Origin of the sequence: Streptococcus suis (assembly GCA_024583055.1) — a bacterium.
GTDB lineage: Bacteria > Bacillota > Bacilli > Lactobacillales > Streptococcaceae > Streptococcus > Streptococcus suis_V.
In genome coordinates this window covers 1,402,913-1,416,660 of record CP102145.1, presented here as the reverse complement: position 1 = coordinate 1,416,660, position 13,748 = coordinate 1,402,913, and the positions used below count along the sequence as shown (strand labels likewise).

General features: G+C 44.8%; 16 protein-coding genes and 1 pseudogene. 16 read left to right on the top strand and 1 reads right to left on the bottom strand.

The window, feature by feature from the left end; translation table 11 throughout:
• From mutS to NQZ91_06965, 16 genes are all read left to right on the top strand, one after another.
• Positions 1–2,541, top strand: coding sequence for a DNA mismatch repair protein MutS (gene mutS / locus NQZ91_07040; protein ID UUM57157.1), 2,541 nt, complete (start codon positions 1–3; stop codon positions 2,539–2,541).
• Positions 2,542–2,578: 37 nt separating this feature from the next.
• A complete protein-coding gene (locus tag NQZ91_07035) occupies positions 2,579–3,499 on the top strand; it encodes a magnesium transporter CorA family protein (protein ID UUM57156.1) in 921 nt (306 codons plus the stop codon).
• Positions 3,500–3,647: 148 nt separating this feature from the next.
• Positions 3,648–4,091: a LytTR family DNA-binding domain-containing protein gene (locus NQZ91_07030; protein ID UUM57155.1), complete on the top strand. Its 444-nt coding sequence runs from the start codon at positions 3,648–3,650 to the stop codon at positions 4,089–4,091.
• Positions 4,088–4,534 (top strand): DUF3021 domain-containing protein, encoded by a 447-nt coding sequence (locus tag NQZ91_07025; GenBank protein ID UUM57154.1) that lies wholly within the window; start codon positions 4,088–4,090, stop codon positions 4,532–4,534. Before NQZ91_07030 ends, NQZ91_07025 begins: the two co-directional genes overlap by 4 nt.
• Before the next feature lie 44 nt (positions 4,535–4,578).
• On the top strand, positions 4,579–4,755 hold the full coding sequence (locus tag NQZ91_07020) for a hypothetical protein (GenBank protein ID UUM57153.1): 177 nt from the start codon (positions 4,579–4,581) through the stop codon (positions 4,753–4,755).
• 125 nt (positions 4,756–4,880) lie between these two features.
• Positions 4,881–6,830, top strand: a complete 1,950-nt coding sequence (gene mutL, locus NQZ91_07015; protein UUM57152.1) for a DNA mismatch repair endonuclease MutL — start codon at positions 4,881–4,883, stop codon at positions 6,828–6,830.
• A 6-nt stretch (positions 6,831–6,836) separates the two neighbouring features.
• Complete coding sequence (ruvA, locus tag NQZ91_07010) at positions 6,837–7,427, top strand: Holliday junction branch migration protein RuvA (GenBank protein UUM57151.1); 591 nt, start codon at positions 6,837–6,839, stop codon at positions 7,425–7,427.
• An 8-nt stretch (positions 7,428–7,435) separates the two neighbouring features.
• A complete protein-coding gene (locus NQZ91_07005; GenBank protein ID UUM57150.1) occupies positions 7,436–8,077 on the top strand; it encodes a hypothetical protein in 642 nt (213 codons plus the stop codon).
• The gene (locus tag NQZ91_07000; GenBank protein ID UUM57149.1) at positions 8,077–8,652 is read left to right on the top strand and encodes a DNA-3-methyladenine glycosylase I; all 576 of its coding nucleotides are present in this window, start codon (positions 8,077–8,079) and stop codon (positions 8,650–8,652) included. The genes NQZ91_07005 and NQZ91_07000 overlap by 1 nt, the downstream gene beginning before the upstream one ends.
• A gap of 69 nt (positions 8,653–8,721) precedes the next feature.
• Positions 8,722–9,903 (top strand): competence/damage-inducible protein A, encoded by a 1,182-nt coding sequence (locus NQZ91_06995; protein UUM57148.1) that lies wholly within the window; start codon positions 8,722–8,724, stop codon positions 9,901–9,903.
• Positions 9,904–9,954: 51 nt separating this feature from the next.
• Positions 9,955–11,139 carry a recombinase RecA gene (gene recA, locus NQZ91_06990; GenBank protein UUM57147.1) on the top strand — a complete coding sequence of 395 codons (1,185 nt, stop codon included), beginning with the start codon at positions 9,955–9,957 and terminating at the stop codon, positions 11,137–11,139.
• Positions 11,140–11,296: 157 nt separating this feature from the next.
• On the top strand, positions 11,297–11,695 hold the full coding sequence (gene spx, locus NQZ91_06985; protein UUM57146.1) for a transcriptional regulator Spx: 399 nt from the start codon (positions 11,297–11,299) through the stop codon (positions 11,693–11,695).
• A gap of 106 nt (positions 11,696–11,801) precedes the next feature.
• Positions 11,802–12,068 (top strand): IreB family regulatory phosphoprotein, encoded by a 267-nt coding sequence (locus NQZ91_06980; GenBank protein ID UUM57145.1) that lies wholly within the window; start codon positions 11,802–11,804, stop codon positions 12,066–12,068.
• Positions 12,068–12,487: a Holliday junction resolvase RuvX gene (ruvX, locus tag NQZ91_06975; protein UUM57144.1), complete on the top strand. Its 420-nt coding sequence runs from the start codon at positions 12,068–12,070 to the stop codon at positions 12,485–12,487. The genes NQZ91_06980 and ruvX overlap by 1 nt, the downstream gene beginning before the upstream one ends.
• A gap of 11 nt (positions 12,488–12,498) precedes the next feature.
• Positions 12,499–12,816 carry a DUF1292 domain-containing protein gene (locus NQZ91_06970; protein UUM57143.1) on the top strand — a complete coding sequence of 106 codons (318 nt, stop codon included), beginning with the start codon at positions 12,499–12,501 and terminating at the stop codon, positions 12,814–12,816.
• Positions 12,817–13,038: 222 nt separating this feature from the next.
• Entirely contained in the window at positions 13,039–13,383 is a 345-nt protein-coding gene (locus NQZ91_06965) for a nucleotidyltransferase family protein (protein UUM57142.1), read from the top strand.
• On the opposite strand, the pseudogene NQZ91_06960 reads toward NQZ91_06965, so the two are convergent.
• Positions 13,352–13,650: pseudogene (locus NQZ91_06960) on the bottom strand (IS481 family transposase). The gene NQZ91_06965 and the pseudogene NQZ91_06960 overlap by 32 nt on opposite strands.
• Positions 13,651–13,748: the final 98 nt, after the last annotated feature.

Below are 13,748 nucleotides of genomic sequence, written 5' to 3'. Positions count from 1 at the left end.
ATGGCAACAGAAAAAATTTCTCCAGGAATGCAGCAGTATCTGGATATTAAGGCACAATATCCAGATGCTTTTTTGCTTTTCCGTATGGGAGACTTTTACGAGTTATTTTATGAAGATGCGGTCGAGGCGGCTCAGATTTTGGAGCTGTCTCTGACTAGTCGCAATAAGAATGCGGACAATCCTATTCCCATGGCCGGTGTGCCTTATCATGCAGCCCAGCAATATATTGACATGTTGGTGGAGCTGGGGCATAAGGTCGCCATTGCTGAGCAGATGGAGGATCCTAAGCAGGCTGTCGGTGTGGTCAAGCGTGAAGTAGTTCAGGTCATCACTCCGGGGACGGTGACGGATTCCTCGAAAATGGGAGCCGACAGCAATTTCTTGGTTGCCATTGAGCGCAGCGGGGCTCATTTTGCCCTGTCTTATATGGACGTGGCAACCGGACAATTTTTCGTGACTAGTTTGGATGATTTTGCTAGTCTCTGCGGAGAAATACGCAATCTGCGGGCGCGTGAAGTTGTCATCGGCTTTACCCTTTCTGAAGAGGAAGAGCAGGTGTTTGCCAATCAGATGAATCTGCTCCTGTCTTTTGAGGATGAGGTTGCAGATGATGTTCATCTGATTGACCAATCCTTGACGGACTTGGAGAAGGCTGCGGCAGGGAAATTGTTGTCTTATTTGCATAGGACCCAGATGCGAGATTTGGCGCATTTGCAAAAGGTAGTCCACTATGAAATCAAGGATTATTTGCAGATGGATTATGCGACCAAGTCCAGTCTGGATTTGCTGGAAAATGGGCGAACTGGCAAAAAGCATGGCAGTCTTTACTGGCTCATGGATGAGACCAAGACGGCTATGGGGATGCGGCTCTTGCGGACTTGGATTGACCGTCCTTTGATTGATCAGGGGCGAATTGAGGCGCGGCAGGCAGTTGTGCAGGTCTTTTTGGATTATTTCTTTGAGCGTAGCGACTTGATTGAGGCGCTGAAAGGGGTCTATGATATTGAGCGCTTGGCCAGCCGAGTATCCTTCGGGAAAACCTTGCCCAAGGATCTCTTGCAACTTTCTCAGACCTTGGGAAATGTGCCGGCTATCAAAAATATCTTGTCGCAGATGGGAGAGCCTGCTATGGCTAGCTTGGTTCAGGGGCTGGATCCCATCCCAGAACTTCATGCGCTGATTAGCTATGCTATTGACCCAGAGGCCAATGGACCGATTACCGATGGCAATATCATCAAGACGGGCTTTGATGAAAAGCTGGATCAGTATCGTCTGGTCATGCGTGAGGGTGCGGGCTGGATTGCGGAAATTGAGGCCAAGGAGCGGACGGCATCTGGTATAAATAATCTCAAGATTGATTACAATAAAAAAGACGGTTACTATTTCCATGTGACCAATTCCAATCTGGGCAATGTGCCAGCTCATTTTTTCCGTAAGGCGACGCTGAAAAATTCGGAGCGCTATGGGACGGAAGAATTATCCAAAATCGAAGGTCAGATGCTGGAGGCGCGTGACAAATCAGCCAATCTGGAGTACGAGATTTTTATGCGCATCCGTCAAGAAGTGGAGAAATACATCGGTCGCCTGCAGAAATTGGCTCGTACCATTGCGACTATTGATGTCCTGCAGTCTTTTGCGGTTGTGGCGGAGCAAGAGCGCTTGGTTTGTCCGACCTTTACGGAGCACCGCGAATTGACCATTGACCGAGGTCGCCATGCCGTAGTGGAAAAGGTTATGGGTAAGCAGACCTATATTCCCAACTCAATCCATCTGGATGCGGAAACTCACATGCAGCTGATTACGGGGCCCAACATGTCTGGTAAATCGACCTATATGCGCCAGCTAGCTATGATTGTTATCATGGCGCAGATGGGTTCCTATGTGCCGGCTGATCAGGCGGAATTGCCAATTTTTGATGCGATTTTCACTCGGATTGGTGCGGCGGATGATTTGGTCAGTGGGCAGTCGACCTTCATGGTAGAAATGATGGAGGCCAACAAGGCCGTGCGTTTGGCGACAGACCGCTCGCTCATTCTCTTTGACGAGTTGGGGCGTGGGACAGCGACTTACGACGGTATGGCTCTGGCCCAGTCCATTATTGAGTATATCCACGACAAGATTGGTGCTAAGACCTTATTTGCGACCCATTACCATGAATTGACCGAGCTAGGACAGACCTTGGAGCACTTGGAGAATGTCCATGTGTCGACCTTGGAGCAAAATGGTCAGGTGACCTTCCTTCACAAGATTGCGCCAGGTCCTGCCGACAAGTCTTACGGTATCCATGTGGCCAAAATCGCAGGTATGCCAGAAGATTTGCTCAAGCGGGCGGATAATATTTTGCAGCAGTTGGAAAATCATGCGTCGTCCAGTCAGTCTAGTCAGCCAAATCTAGTGAGTGAACCAGCCTCGGGTCAGTTGGATTTGTTTGCAGAAATTAGCAGCCATCCTGTGTTGGATGAATTGCAGGCTCTGGACATCCACAATATGACCCCTATGGAGGTCATGATGGTGGTTGCAGAGTTGAAGAAGAAGCTGTGAGATGAGTATCGGCAAGAAGAAATAATTGAGGTAAGGAATGAAAAAAATCACGACAACTCATTTTACATGGTTGGTAGCTGATGCGGGCGAGACAAAAGATATTGATTTTTTGAAGGAAAACCTCCATTTGGATTCGGAAATCCTATCCTATGTATTGGACAAAAATGAATTCGCGCGCTTGGAATATGATAAACATAGTCAGGAACTTTTGGTGATTTACAATGCCCTGCGTTCAAATTCTAAGTCAGATTTGACCTACCAGACAGCTCCGGTGTCTTTCTTTGTATCTGGCAATCAGTTACTGACGATTTTTGGTGAGGATACCAATTATCTGCAGGCCAGTTTTGAACGAATATTGCAAAGGCGACAGGATGCGACCATGCTAGAATTTGTTTTCACTGCCCTGTTTCTGATTTCAAAAGCCTATTTCCCAGTTCTGGAGAAATTGAACCGCAAAAGTTCGGAATTGAACAGGGTGTTGCGCGATGAGACGACCAAAAAATCTCTTTTTGAATTGTCAGATTTGGGAACTGGTTTGGTCTATCTGGCCTCAGCTAGTAAGCATAACGCGTTACTATTAGAACAATTGCAAGGGCAGGCCTTTTACAAAAGTTTGTCGGAAGATGAAATGGAACAATTGGAAGATGCTCATATCGAGGCCCGTCAGTTGATGGAGATGACCAATCTATCGGCCCAAGTCATCGAGAAGTTGGAAGGTACCTACAATAACGTTCTCAACAACAATCTAAACGATACCATGAAAACTATGACCAAATTATCTATCCTTTTGGCCATCCCAGCCATTGTCACAGGATTTTTCGGTATGAACGTGGAACTTCCTAGTATTTTCATGAAAATCAGCCAGTCTTGGTTTTGGGTCATTGTCCTCTCGGCGGGGCTGTGGGTAGTGATTGCACTCTTTCTCAATCGCATTATGCGCAAGGAGACTAGACGTTAAAATGATGTTAGTCAGAACAGTGGTTCTGGCTTTTTTGCCGTTTAGACGTTGAATTTGACCGAATGGCGACAGGCTATTGAAATTCGTCTGTTAATGGGTTTTAATAGTCCTAGAAGTTAGCTGGCTTTGAAAAAAGAAAGGAGAGTTTATGAAAGTGAAGGTTGCTATCTCGCCCGAAATCCTAGAAGATTTGGTTACGGTTGAAGCGAGAAAATTAACATCACAGATTAGTAGCTTGGTGGAAATGATTGAGACCTTTGGTAGGCAGGCGGAGCGTCTGACGGTCAAAAAAGGTGAGGAGGTTCACTTGTTGGAGTTGTCGGAGATTTACCGGCTCTATTTGGAAAATAAAATATTGCAGATTGAGACGAGGGATGCAGTTTACCAGTCAGATTTGCGGCTTTATCAGGTCAAGGAGGTATTGTCATTGGATTTTCTACAGGTCTCTCAGTCAGAAATCATCAACTTGAAGCAATTGGGTCACTTAAAACAGACACCTAATGGCTTGGTCAAGTTAGTCATGAAAAATGGGGCGGGAACATATTCCTCTCGCCGTTATTTGAAAGTTATTAAAGAAAGGTTAGGATTATGAAAAAATATCTCTTATCGGCATCTTTGGGTGTCACCATTGGTAGTTTAATTTCAATTGTTATGGCAAGCTTCTTTGGCGAAGGTTACTATTTGCCAATTAATCCTCATTCGACCATGGGAGCCATTTATCTGGAGCGGTTTTCGCAGCCGCTGATTATGCTGATTTCGGTTGTTATTTGGGGGGCAATTGGTGTGCTCTTCCAAGTTGCGGACAAGATTTTTGAGCAAGATTGGAGCTTGGTTCGGATGATGGTGATGCATTTTCTGGTAACGGCAATCGGTTTTACACCGCTATCGATTTTAGCGGGATGGTTTCCAGTCAATCTTGCTGGACTGCTCTTTTTCTGGATGCTCTTTATCTTGATTTATGCCTTGATTTATTGGTTTAATATCCATCAGATGCGCCAACAAATTGAACGAATCAATCGTTCTTTGGATAAATAAGCAAAATTTGCTACAATGGATATAGGAATTAATAAAGAGTTTTCATGAAGACAATTCAACTTGTATTTTTTGGTTTTTTCTTATTGTTTAATTGTGGCTATATTCTTTATAATCTCATCACAGGCTTTGATTGGTCTCAAATTCTCTTGCCAGTTGCCTTTGCTCTGTTTAGCGGATGGGGATGTTACTCACTTTTTAAGGAGATGAAACAAGCTAAATAATTTCTTATATGTAAAACATTCTTCTAAGGTTAGGGAGTATCGTTCTCTTTTTATAAATTGCCCGTTCTTTTTAGCTGATATAGAAGAAATCGATAGGATATTGTCTTTGTGCTATAATAAAAGATATGACAAATGAGAGAATTAAAACAAATCATATTATTGAATTGCCAGATATTTTAGCCAATCAGATTGCAGCCGGAGAGGTCATTGAGCGTCCGGCCAGTGTCGTTAAGGAGCTTTTGGAAAATTCCATCGATGCAGGCGCGACTCAGATTCAGATTGTGATTGAAGAAGCGGGGCTCAAGACCATTCAAATTACGGACAACGGCGAGGGCATTGCGCATGATGAGGTGCGCTTGGCCCTTCGCCGTCATGCGACTAGCAAGATAAAAAATCAAGCGGACCTTTTTCGTATTCGGACCTTGGGTTTTCGTGGTGAGGCCCTGCCCTCTATCGCCTCTGTCAGCCAGATGGTGATTGAAACGGCCACTGCGGATCATCCTCACGGCATCTTGCTGGAGGCTAAGGGCGGGGTGGTTGAAAAAGAAGAACCTATCAGCCGTCCAGTCGGGACTCAGATGACGGTTTCGGATTTATTTTACAATACCCCTGCTCGGCTCAAATATGTCCGCAGCCAGCAGGCCGAATTGTCTCACATTATCGACGTTGTCAACCGTCTCAGTCTAGCCCATCCAGAAATCAGCTTTACTCTGATAAATGAAGGTCGGGAATTGCTTGCCACTGCTGGAACAGGCAATCTCCGTCAGGCCATTTCTGGTGTCTACGGCATTGCATCGGCTAAGAAAATGGTTGAAATTGTTGCCGAGGACTTGGATTTTCAGGTGTCGGGCTATGTTTCCTTACCCGAATTGACCCGGGCCAACCGCAACTACATCAGCATTTTCATCAACGGCCGCTACATCAAGAATTTCCTGCTTAACCGAGCGATTTTGGAAGGATATGGCAGTAAGCTCATGGTCGGACGTTTTCCACTGGCGGTGATTGCCATTGAGATTGACCCTTATCTGGCTGATGTCAATGTCCATCCGACCAAGCAGGAAGTCCGTATTTCCAAGGAAAAGGAGCTGATGCAGCTCATTCGTGAAGCCATTGCTCAAGCCCTCAAGGAGCAAGGTTTGATTCCAGATGCTCTGGAAAATCTGGCCAAGTCCAGTACCCGGACCAAGGTCAAGGCTGAGCAGACGACGTTACCGTTGCGTGAGACCAATCTCTACTACGACACGGTCAAGCAAGATTTCTTCCTCAAGCCAGAGGTTGTGGCGGAGGAGATTGCGTCATTGGAAATGGTAGAGCAGTCGAGTCAGCCTGAGCCTAAGGCCGCAGCTATCAAATTTGCCCAGCGTTTGTCAGCAGACGAGCAGGATGCCGAGCATCCAGCCCTCAGTCAGAAAGAATTAGCCAAGTTGGCCAATCAGCTGGACCAAGAACAGACGTCAACCTTCCCAGAATTGGAATATTTTGGTCAGATGCACGGAACCTATCTCTTCGCTCAAGGAAAGGGCGGTCTCTATATCATCGACCAGCACGCTGCTCAGGAGCGGGTCAAGTACGAATATTACCGGGAGAAAATTGGCGAGGTGGACAATTCTGCCCAGCAACTTTTAGTGCCTTACATTTTTGAATTTCCGCAAAATGATGCCCTGACCCTGTCCAGTAAGTTGGACAGCCTGCGCCAGGTCGGCATCAATCTAGAAGAGTACGGTAGCAACCAATTCATCCTGCGGGAACATCCGATATGGATGCAGGAAGAGGAAATTGAGTCTGGGGTCTATGAGATGTGTGACATGTTGCTCTTGACCGACCAAGTTTCCATCAAGCAGTATCGGGCTGAGTTGGCTATTATGATGTCCTGCAAGCGGTCGATTAAGGCTAACCATGCCTTGGATGACTATTCGGCGCGTGACCTCATTCGCCAGCTGTCCCACACGAAAAATCCTTATAACTGTCCGCACGGTCGCCCAGTTTTAGTCAACTTCAGCAAGTCGGACATGGAAAAAATGTTCCGTCGCATTCAAGAAAATCACACCTCTTTACGAGAATTAGGAAAGTATTAGAAAATCATGTACGACTATATCAAAGGAAAACTTACGAAAATCACTGCTAAATACATCGTCATTGAAGTGACGGGTATTGGCTACATTCTTCATGTGGCCAATCCTTACGCTTTTTCTGGCCATGTCAACCAAGAAGTGACGGTGTACACGCATCAAGTCATTCGAGAAGATGCCCACTTGCTTTACGGATTTATGACAGAAGCTGAAAAGTCTGTCTTTCTCAGCCTGATTTCTGTGTCTGGTATCGGTCCGACAACAGCTCTAGCCATCATTGCCGTGGATGATAATGACGGGCTGGTTCGGGCCATTGAGCAGAAAAATATTACCTACCTGACCAAGTTTCCGAAAATCGGTAAAAAAACAGCCCAGCAAATGGTGCTGGACTTGGAAGGCAGGTTTGTTATGAGCGAAGAAACAGGTCCCGTCGAAACGTCGGCTCCGACCAGTGAAAATCATGCCTTGGAAGAAGCAATGGAGGCAATGGAGGCACTCGGCTACCGACCGGCTGAACTCAAGAAAATCAAGAAATTCTTCGACGGCACGACCGATACCGCTGAGAATTACATCAAGTCCGCCCTCAAGATGTTGATGAAGTGAGGATAGTGATGAGATTAAATTTGATACATGCTGGGACTAGCCATAGACCAAACTATCCTTTGTCAGGAAAAGAATTTTCTATTGATTATCACTATATGCCTCATGAAGAGGTTGTCATCATAGGACGCATAGACCCTAATTACCACTTTTTTGAAGCTCGAGCATCTTTGAAAGACACGGAAAAAATATCGTCCATCTATAAGGACTTGATGGCGGATCAACAGGACCATGTTCGCCTTGGGACACTCCATCATCTCGGCTATACCTATTCTGGTCGTCTGAGTGCTTCTCTAATATCGAATTATGTCGGTTATTGGGATACATACACGGGTCTGCAAATTAAGCAGAAAGATGAACATTCTGGCGGACATTTTGCTTATTTTTTACAAAGACACTATCGTGAACAAGTGAGAAAGGCGGAGCTACGCGATAGGAGTGGTTCGTATGTATCAATCCTGGAAAATTATCAAGCCTATCTAAAAACAGTTGATTATATGGCTTATGAGGGTAAGGTAGAACCTCTGAGGCAGATATTGGAGCAAGAGGCTTATGTGCTTCTGTCTCAAAATGAAGAGCTCGTTCAAGCTTATAAAGCTTGTCTAGATTTGATAGGATCGCTCTATAATACTTATCAGACTGCCATTCTTTAATGCTAGAAAGGAAAAATATGAACCGTTGTTCTTGGGTCAATCTCAACAATCCCTTCTATATAGCCTATCACGATCAAGAATGGGGGCGCCCTTTGCATGAGGAGCAGGCTCTCTTTGAATTGCTCTGTTTGGAGACCTATCAAGCAGGTCTGTCTTGGGAAATTGTGCTCAACAAGCGACAGGCTTTCAAGGCTGTCTTTCATGATTATGACTATCATGCGGTTGCTAGCATGACTGACCAGCAGCTGGATGCCCTGCTCGACAATCCAGCTATTATTCGGCACAAGGCTAAGCTCTACGCGACCCGTGCCAATGCCCAAGCCTTTCTCAAGTTACAGGAAGAATGCGGCAGTTTTGACCATTATATCTGGTCTTGGCTAGCAGGTCGCCCACAGGTCAATTCGGTTGGTGACTACCGTCAAGTTCCTGCTAAAACCTCCCTTTCCGAGGCTATTTCCAAGGACTTGAAAAAACGAGGTTTTAAATTTGTCGGTCCTGTCTGCGTCTATTCTTTCCTACAAGCAGCCGGGCTCATTAACGACCATGAAAATACGTGTGACTGGAAAAATATCTAAAACCACCACCCAATTACGAACTAATAGATAGGCAGGTAACTGCATGCTATCAAAAGTAGAAGGAGGATTATGAAAGCAGAACTCATCGCCGTAGGCACTGAAATTTTGACCGGTCAGATTGTCAATACCAACGCGCAATTTCTATCTGAAAAATGTGCTGAATTGGGTATTGACGTCTATTTTCATACAGCAGTAGGCGATAATGAAAAGCGTCTTTTGTCGGTGTTGGAGATTGCCAGCAAGCGAAGTGATATGGTCATTCTCTGTGGCGGTTTGGGACCGACGGAGGACGATTTGACCAAGCAGACCCTGGCTCAGTTTTTAGGACGCGACTTGGTCTTTGACAAGAGGGCCGTGGACAAGCTGAACCGCTTTTTTGCCAGTCGTCCCGGTCGTATTCGCACACCCAATAATGAGCGTCAGGCTCAATTGGTGGCTGGTTCTATTCCCTTGCACAATCCCACAGGGCTGGCTGTAGGGAGTATGATTGAACAAGACGGCGTTACCTATATTGTCTTGCCAGGACCGCCTAGCGAACTCAAAGCCATGTTTGCCCAGAGTTTGCTGCCGCTGTTGACCCAATCCGAGCAACAACTCTATTCGCGGGTCTTGAGGTTCTTTGGTATCGGCGAGAGTCAGTTGGTTACTATCTTGGCAGACTTGATTGACCAACAGACGGACCCGACTCTAGCCCCTTATGCTAAAACAGGGGAAGTCACCCTGCGCCTGTCTACCAAGGCGACCAGTCAGGTAGAGGCAGATGCCAAACTAGCCCAGCTAGAAAAGACGATTCTGGAGCGAGATAATTTAGCAAAATACCTATATGCCTATGGTGAGGACAATAGTCTGGCTAAAACGGTTGCGGATTTGTTGGTTGACAAGCAGCAAACCTTGTCCATTTTGGAGCAGGGAACGGGAGGTCAGTTGCAAGCGGAATTGAGCGCAACCATGACAGACCAGATGTATTTTAGCGGGGGTCAGGTCAGAGGTCAGGGTCCAATCAGCTCGGACAGCTTGGTGACAGAAGCCAGTCAGTTGCGGAAGGAATTGGCGACAGATTTGACTCTGGCTGTTTCGGTGGCTGTCAAACCCCAATCGACTGTTGACAACGTCCTTGCCAAGGTCAGTCTGGTCTTGGTCAGCACCTCTGGGATTGTCCAAAAAGAAGTGGATTTAGGGGGGTATTCATGGCTCTATCTGCGTCAGTTAGCTTGCCTGCAGGCCTTAGACTTTGTACGAAATACTTTGTGAAATAGCAGAACTTTGCTATAATGGTTTGATTAGAAAAAGAGGAGAAAGAAATTGGCTAAGAAACCATCGAAAAAATTAGAAGAAATTACTAAAAAATATGGAGATGAGCGCAAAAAAGCTTTAGATGACGCTCTCAAGTCTATCGAAAAAGACTTTGGTAAGGGGGCAGTGATGCGCCTGGGTGAGCGTGCCGAGCAAAAGGTTCAGGTCATGAGCTCTGGTAGCTTGTCGATTGACATCGCTCTGGGCGCTGGTGGCTATCCGAAGGGTCGTATCGTCGAGATTTACGGTCCAGAATCATCTGGTAAGACGACGGTTGCCCTTCATGCGGTTGCCCAATGTCAAAAAGAAGGCGGTATTGCAGCCTTTATCGATGCCGAGCATGCTTTGGATCCTGCTTATGCAGCGGCTCTAGGTGTTAACATTGATGAATTGCTCTTGTCGCAGCCGGATTCTGGTGAGCAGGGTTTGGAAATCGCTGGCAAATTGATTGACTCTGGTGCTGTTGATTTGGTCGTTGTCGACTCAGTTGCGGCTCTTGTACCGCGTGCGGAGATTGACGGTGACATCGGTGATAGCCACGTTGGTCTGCAGGCGCGTATGATGTCTCAGGCCATGCGCAAATTGGGTGCATCAATCAACAAAACCAAGACCATTGCTATTTTCATCAACCAACTCCGTGAAAAAGTGGGTGTCATGTTTGGTAACCCAGAAACCACGCCGGGTGGTCGTGCCTTGAAGTTCTATGCCTCTGTTCGTTTGGATGTTCGTGGCAATACCCAAATCAAGGGTACGGGTGATCAGAAAGACCAGAACGTTGGTAAGGAAACCAAGGTCAAGGTCGTGAAAAACAAGGTCGCTCCGCCATTTAAAGAAGTTGTCGTGGAAATCATGTACGGAGAAGGGATTTCGCAGACGGGCGAGTTGATTCAAATCGGTAGCGACTTGGGTATCATCAAAAAAGCAGGTGCTTGGTATTCTTACAACGATGAGAAAATCGGTCAAGGTTCGGAAAATGCTAAGAAGTTCTTGGCTGAAAATCCAGAAATTTTTGCAGAGATCGACCGCAAAATCCGTATTCACTACGGTTTGATTGAAGATGATAACGCACCAGCTGAAACGGCTGATACAAAGGCGGAAGCTACTGAAGAAGTTCCTGCTACTGAAACAGAAACCAATGTAGAATTGGAAGAAGTAGTACTTGACCTCGATGGCGGCATCGAATTAGAAGAATAATTCCGAAAAAGTCTAGTCTAGCTAGGCTTTTTCTCATAAAAACCGAATTTTCCCCCTTAAATTTAAAGTTTTTTGCAAAATAGGTCTGCAGACTGAGGGATTTTGTGGTATAATGGTTTATAATGTGTTTACGAAGATGTAGCAAAGGAGTGACTACATGATTAAAATTTATACTGTATCTAGTTGTACCTCTTGTAAAAAAGCCAAAAATTGGTTAAATGCTCACCAACTTTCATACAACGAGCATAACCTTGCAAAAGAAGCCATTACTAAGGAAGAAATTATGAATATTTTGACCAAGACAGAGAATGGTATTGCAAGTATTGTTTCTTCAAAAAACCGTTATGCTAAGAGCTTGGACTTCGATATTGAGGATTTAAGCGTTAATGAGGTTATTGATTTAATTACCTCAAATCCTCGGATTTTGAAAAGCCCGATTCTGATTGATGAGAAACGTCTTCAGGTAGGCTATAAGGAAGATGACATTCGTGCCTTCCTGCCACGCTCAGTGCGTAATGTAGAAAATGCTCAAGCTCGGATGAGAGCAGCCCTATAAAGTAGATGAAAGAACTCTAGCTCTAGGGTTCTTTTATGCTATATCATTGAGTTTAGGGGCTATATGTGGTATAATAGACTATAAGATAAGGAAAGAAGGTGTAAGTATGGGATTCACAGAAGAAACTGTCCGTTTTCGTCTGGACGATACAGATAAGCAAGAAATCAGCAAAACGCTGACCAGTGTTTATCGGTCGCTTGACGAGAAAGGCTACAATCCAATCAATCAGATTATCGGCTATGTCTTGAGTGGGGACCCTGCTTATATTCCTCGCTACAATGATGCCCGTAATCAGATTCGTAAACACGAGCGCGACGAAATCATTGAAGAATTGGTACGCTACTACTTGAAAGGGAATGGGATTGACCTCTAATGAGAATTATGGGATTAGATGTCGGTTCAAAAACCGTCGGTGTAGCCATTTCGGATCCCTTGGGTTTTACGGCCCAGGGTTTAGAAATTATTCCTATAAATGAAGAAAAAGGTGAGTTCGGTTTTGAAAGGCTAAGCGAACTTGTTTCCCAGTATAAGGTGGACAAGTTTGTTGTTGGCCTACCCAAGAACATGAACAATACTAGCGGTCCGCGTGTTGAGGCCAGTCAAGCCTACGGTGATTTATTGGTGGAACAGTACGGACTGCCTGTTGATTACCAGGATGAGCGCTTGACCACTGTAGCGGCTGAACGTATGTTGATTGAGCAGGCGGATATCAGTCGCGGAAAACGTAAAAAAGTTATTGACAAATTGGCAGCCCAGCTGATTTTGCAAAATTATTTAGATAGAACATTTTAAAGGAGATACGAATGGCACATCATCACGACCATGAACATGACCACAACCACGACGAGCGTGAATTGATTACTTTAGTAGACGACCAAGGTAATGAAACCTTGTTTGAAATTTTATTGACAATTGACGGTCAAGAAGAATTTGGTAAAAACTACGTTCTCTTAATTCCTGCAAGTGCAGAGGAAGATGAGAACGGTGAGGTGGAAATCCAAGCTTACTCGTATATCGAAAACGAGAACGGCACAGAAGGCGATTTGCAACCAATCCCGGAAGATGCAACAGCAGAATGGGACATGATTGAAGAAGTCTTCAACAGCTTTATGGAGGAATAAAAAGGTCCGGGGGACCTTTTTATCTTTTGCTTGAAAACCAAGGAGCTAATCAAGGTCCTGTGGACATCGAATCATGAGTCCATAAATTAAAAATCGAATAAAGGTCTGGTGATTGTTTTAATCTGCTCCCTGTCGTTAGAATGAAATTTCTAACGATTTTTTTAAGGAAGCTAGAAAAAAATAACACTAAAATCAATGAACAACTTGAAGGTAGAAGATTGTATGAAAGATGAGTTAGAAAGATATTTGTTAAAAGACCCTGATATCATTAGGATTTTGGGGATTGTAAAGGATTTAGACTTAGCGGACTCGTGGATTTGTGCAGGAACAATTCGTAATTTTATCTGGAATCACTATCGTTTTGATAAAAATACGGATGTTGATTTAATCTTTTACGATGAGAAAATATCGCATCAAGCAACAAAAGAATTAGAAGCAAATTTGCGACAAAGATATCCGGAATATCAGTGGGAAATTAAGAATCAAGTATTTATGCACATTCATAGCCCGGCTACCTCTCCTTATCAATCGTCAAAGGGTGCCTATCATATCCCTTGTTGGTTTTGAGCTTGTAGAAGATTTCGATTAGGGTTGCGTTTGGATTTCTTTTGATGCAGTTTTTAATCCATGTCAGCTCTTTCTCGGTATGAGCCTTTGGATGCGGTGTTAGAGGACGATGAGAACGGTCTTTCAGCGCATAAGAGAGGCTTTTGAAACTTTGTAACGTCGACAGATGAAGGCGACAGAGGCACCATTTTGGTAGGTTTTAACAGCGTGGTAACGTGTTTCTAGAGTATGTGGTAAATAGCGAAGATTTTGTGATATACTAGTCATGAGAAGATTCCTTTTTTGATGAGTGGTGGTACTCTTATCATATCAAGGAATCTTCTTTTTGACTTCTAGAAGTTTCACATCTATTGTAACGCTACATT

Excerpts from the sequence above, each read along its gene's own strand:
- NQZ91_06970 (UUM57143.1), top strand. The coding sequence starts at position 12,499 with ATGGCACATCATCACGACCATGAACATGACCACAACCACGACGAGCGT.
- ruvX (UUM57144.1), top strand. The coding sequence starts at position 12,068 with ATGAGAATTATGGGATTAGATGTCGGTTCAAAAACCGTCGGTGTAGCC.
- NQZ91_07000 (UUM57149.1), top strand. The coding sequence starts at position 8,077 with ATGCTAGAAAGGAAAAATATGAACCGTTGTTCTTGGGTCAATCTCAAC.
- NQZ91_07035 (UUM57156.1), top strand. The coding sequence starts at position 2,579 with ATGAAAAAAATCACGACAACTCATTTTACATGGTTGGTAGCTGATGCG.
- NQZ91_06965 (UUM57142.1), top strand. The coding sequence starts at position 13,039 with ATGAAAGATGAGTTAGAAAGATATTTGTTAAAAGACCCTGATATCATT.
- NQZ91_07005 (UUM57150.1), top strand. The coding sequence starts at position 7,436 with ATGAGATTAAATTTGATACATGCTGGGACTAGCCATAGACCAAACTAT.
- NQZ91_06980 (UUM57145.1), top strand. The coding sequence starts at position 11,802 with ATGGGATTCACAGAAGAAACTGTCCGTTTTCGTCTGGACGATACAGAT.
- NQZ91_07025 (UUM57154.1), top strand. The coding sequence starts at position 4,088 with ATGAAAAAATATCTCTTATCGGCATCTTTGGGTGTCACCATTGGTAGT.
- mutL (UUM57152.1), top strand. The coding sequence starts at position 4,881 with ATGACAAATGAGAGAATTAAAACAAATCATATTATTGAATTGCCAGAT.
- NQZ91_07030 (UUM57155.1), top strand. The coding sequence starts at position 3,648 with ATGAAAGTGAAGGTTGCTATCTCGCCCGAAATCCTAGAAGATTTGGTT.
- mutS (UUM57157.1), top strand. The coding sequence starts at position 1 with ATGGCAACAGAAAAAATTTCTCCAGGAATGCAGCAGTATCTGGATATT.
- spx (UUM57146.1), top strand. The coding sequence starts at position 11,297 with ATGATTAAAATTTATACTGTATCTAGTTGTACCTCTTGTAAAAAAGCC.
- NQZ91_06995 (UUM57148.1), top strand. The coding sequence starts at position 8,722 with ATGAAAGCAGAACTCATCGCCGTAGGCACTGAAATTTTGACCGGTCAG.
- NQZ91_07020 (UUM57153.1), top strand. The coding sequence starts at position 4,579 with ATGAAGACAATTCAACTTGTATTTTTTGGTTTTTTCTTATTGTTTAAT.
- ruvA (UUM57151.1), top strand. The coding sequence starts at position 6,837 with ATGTACGACTATATCAAAGGAAAACTTACGAAAATCACTGCTAAATAC.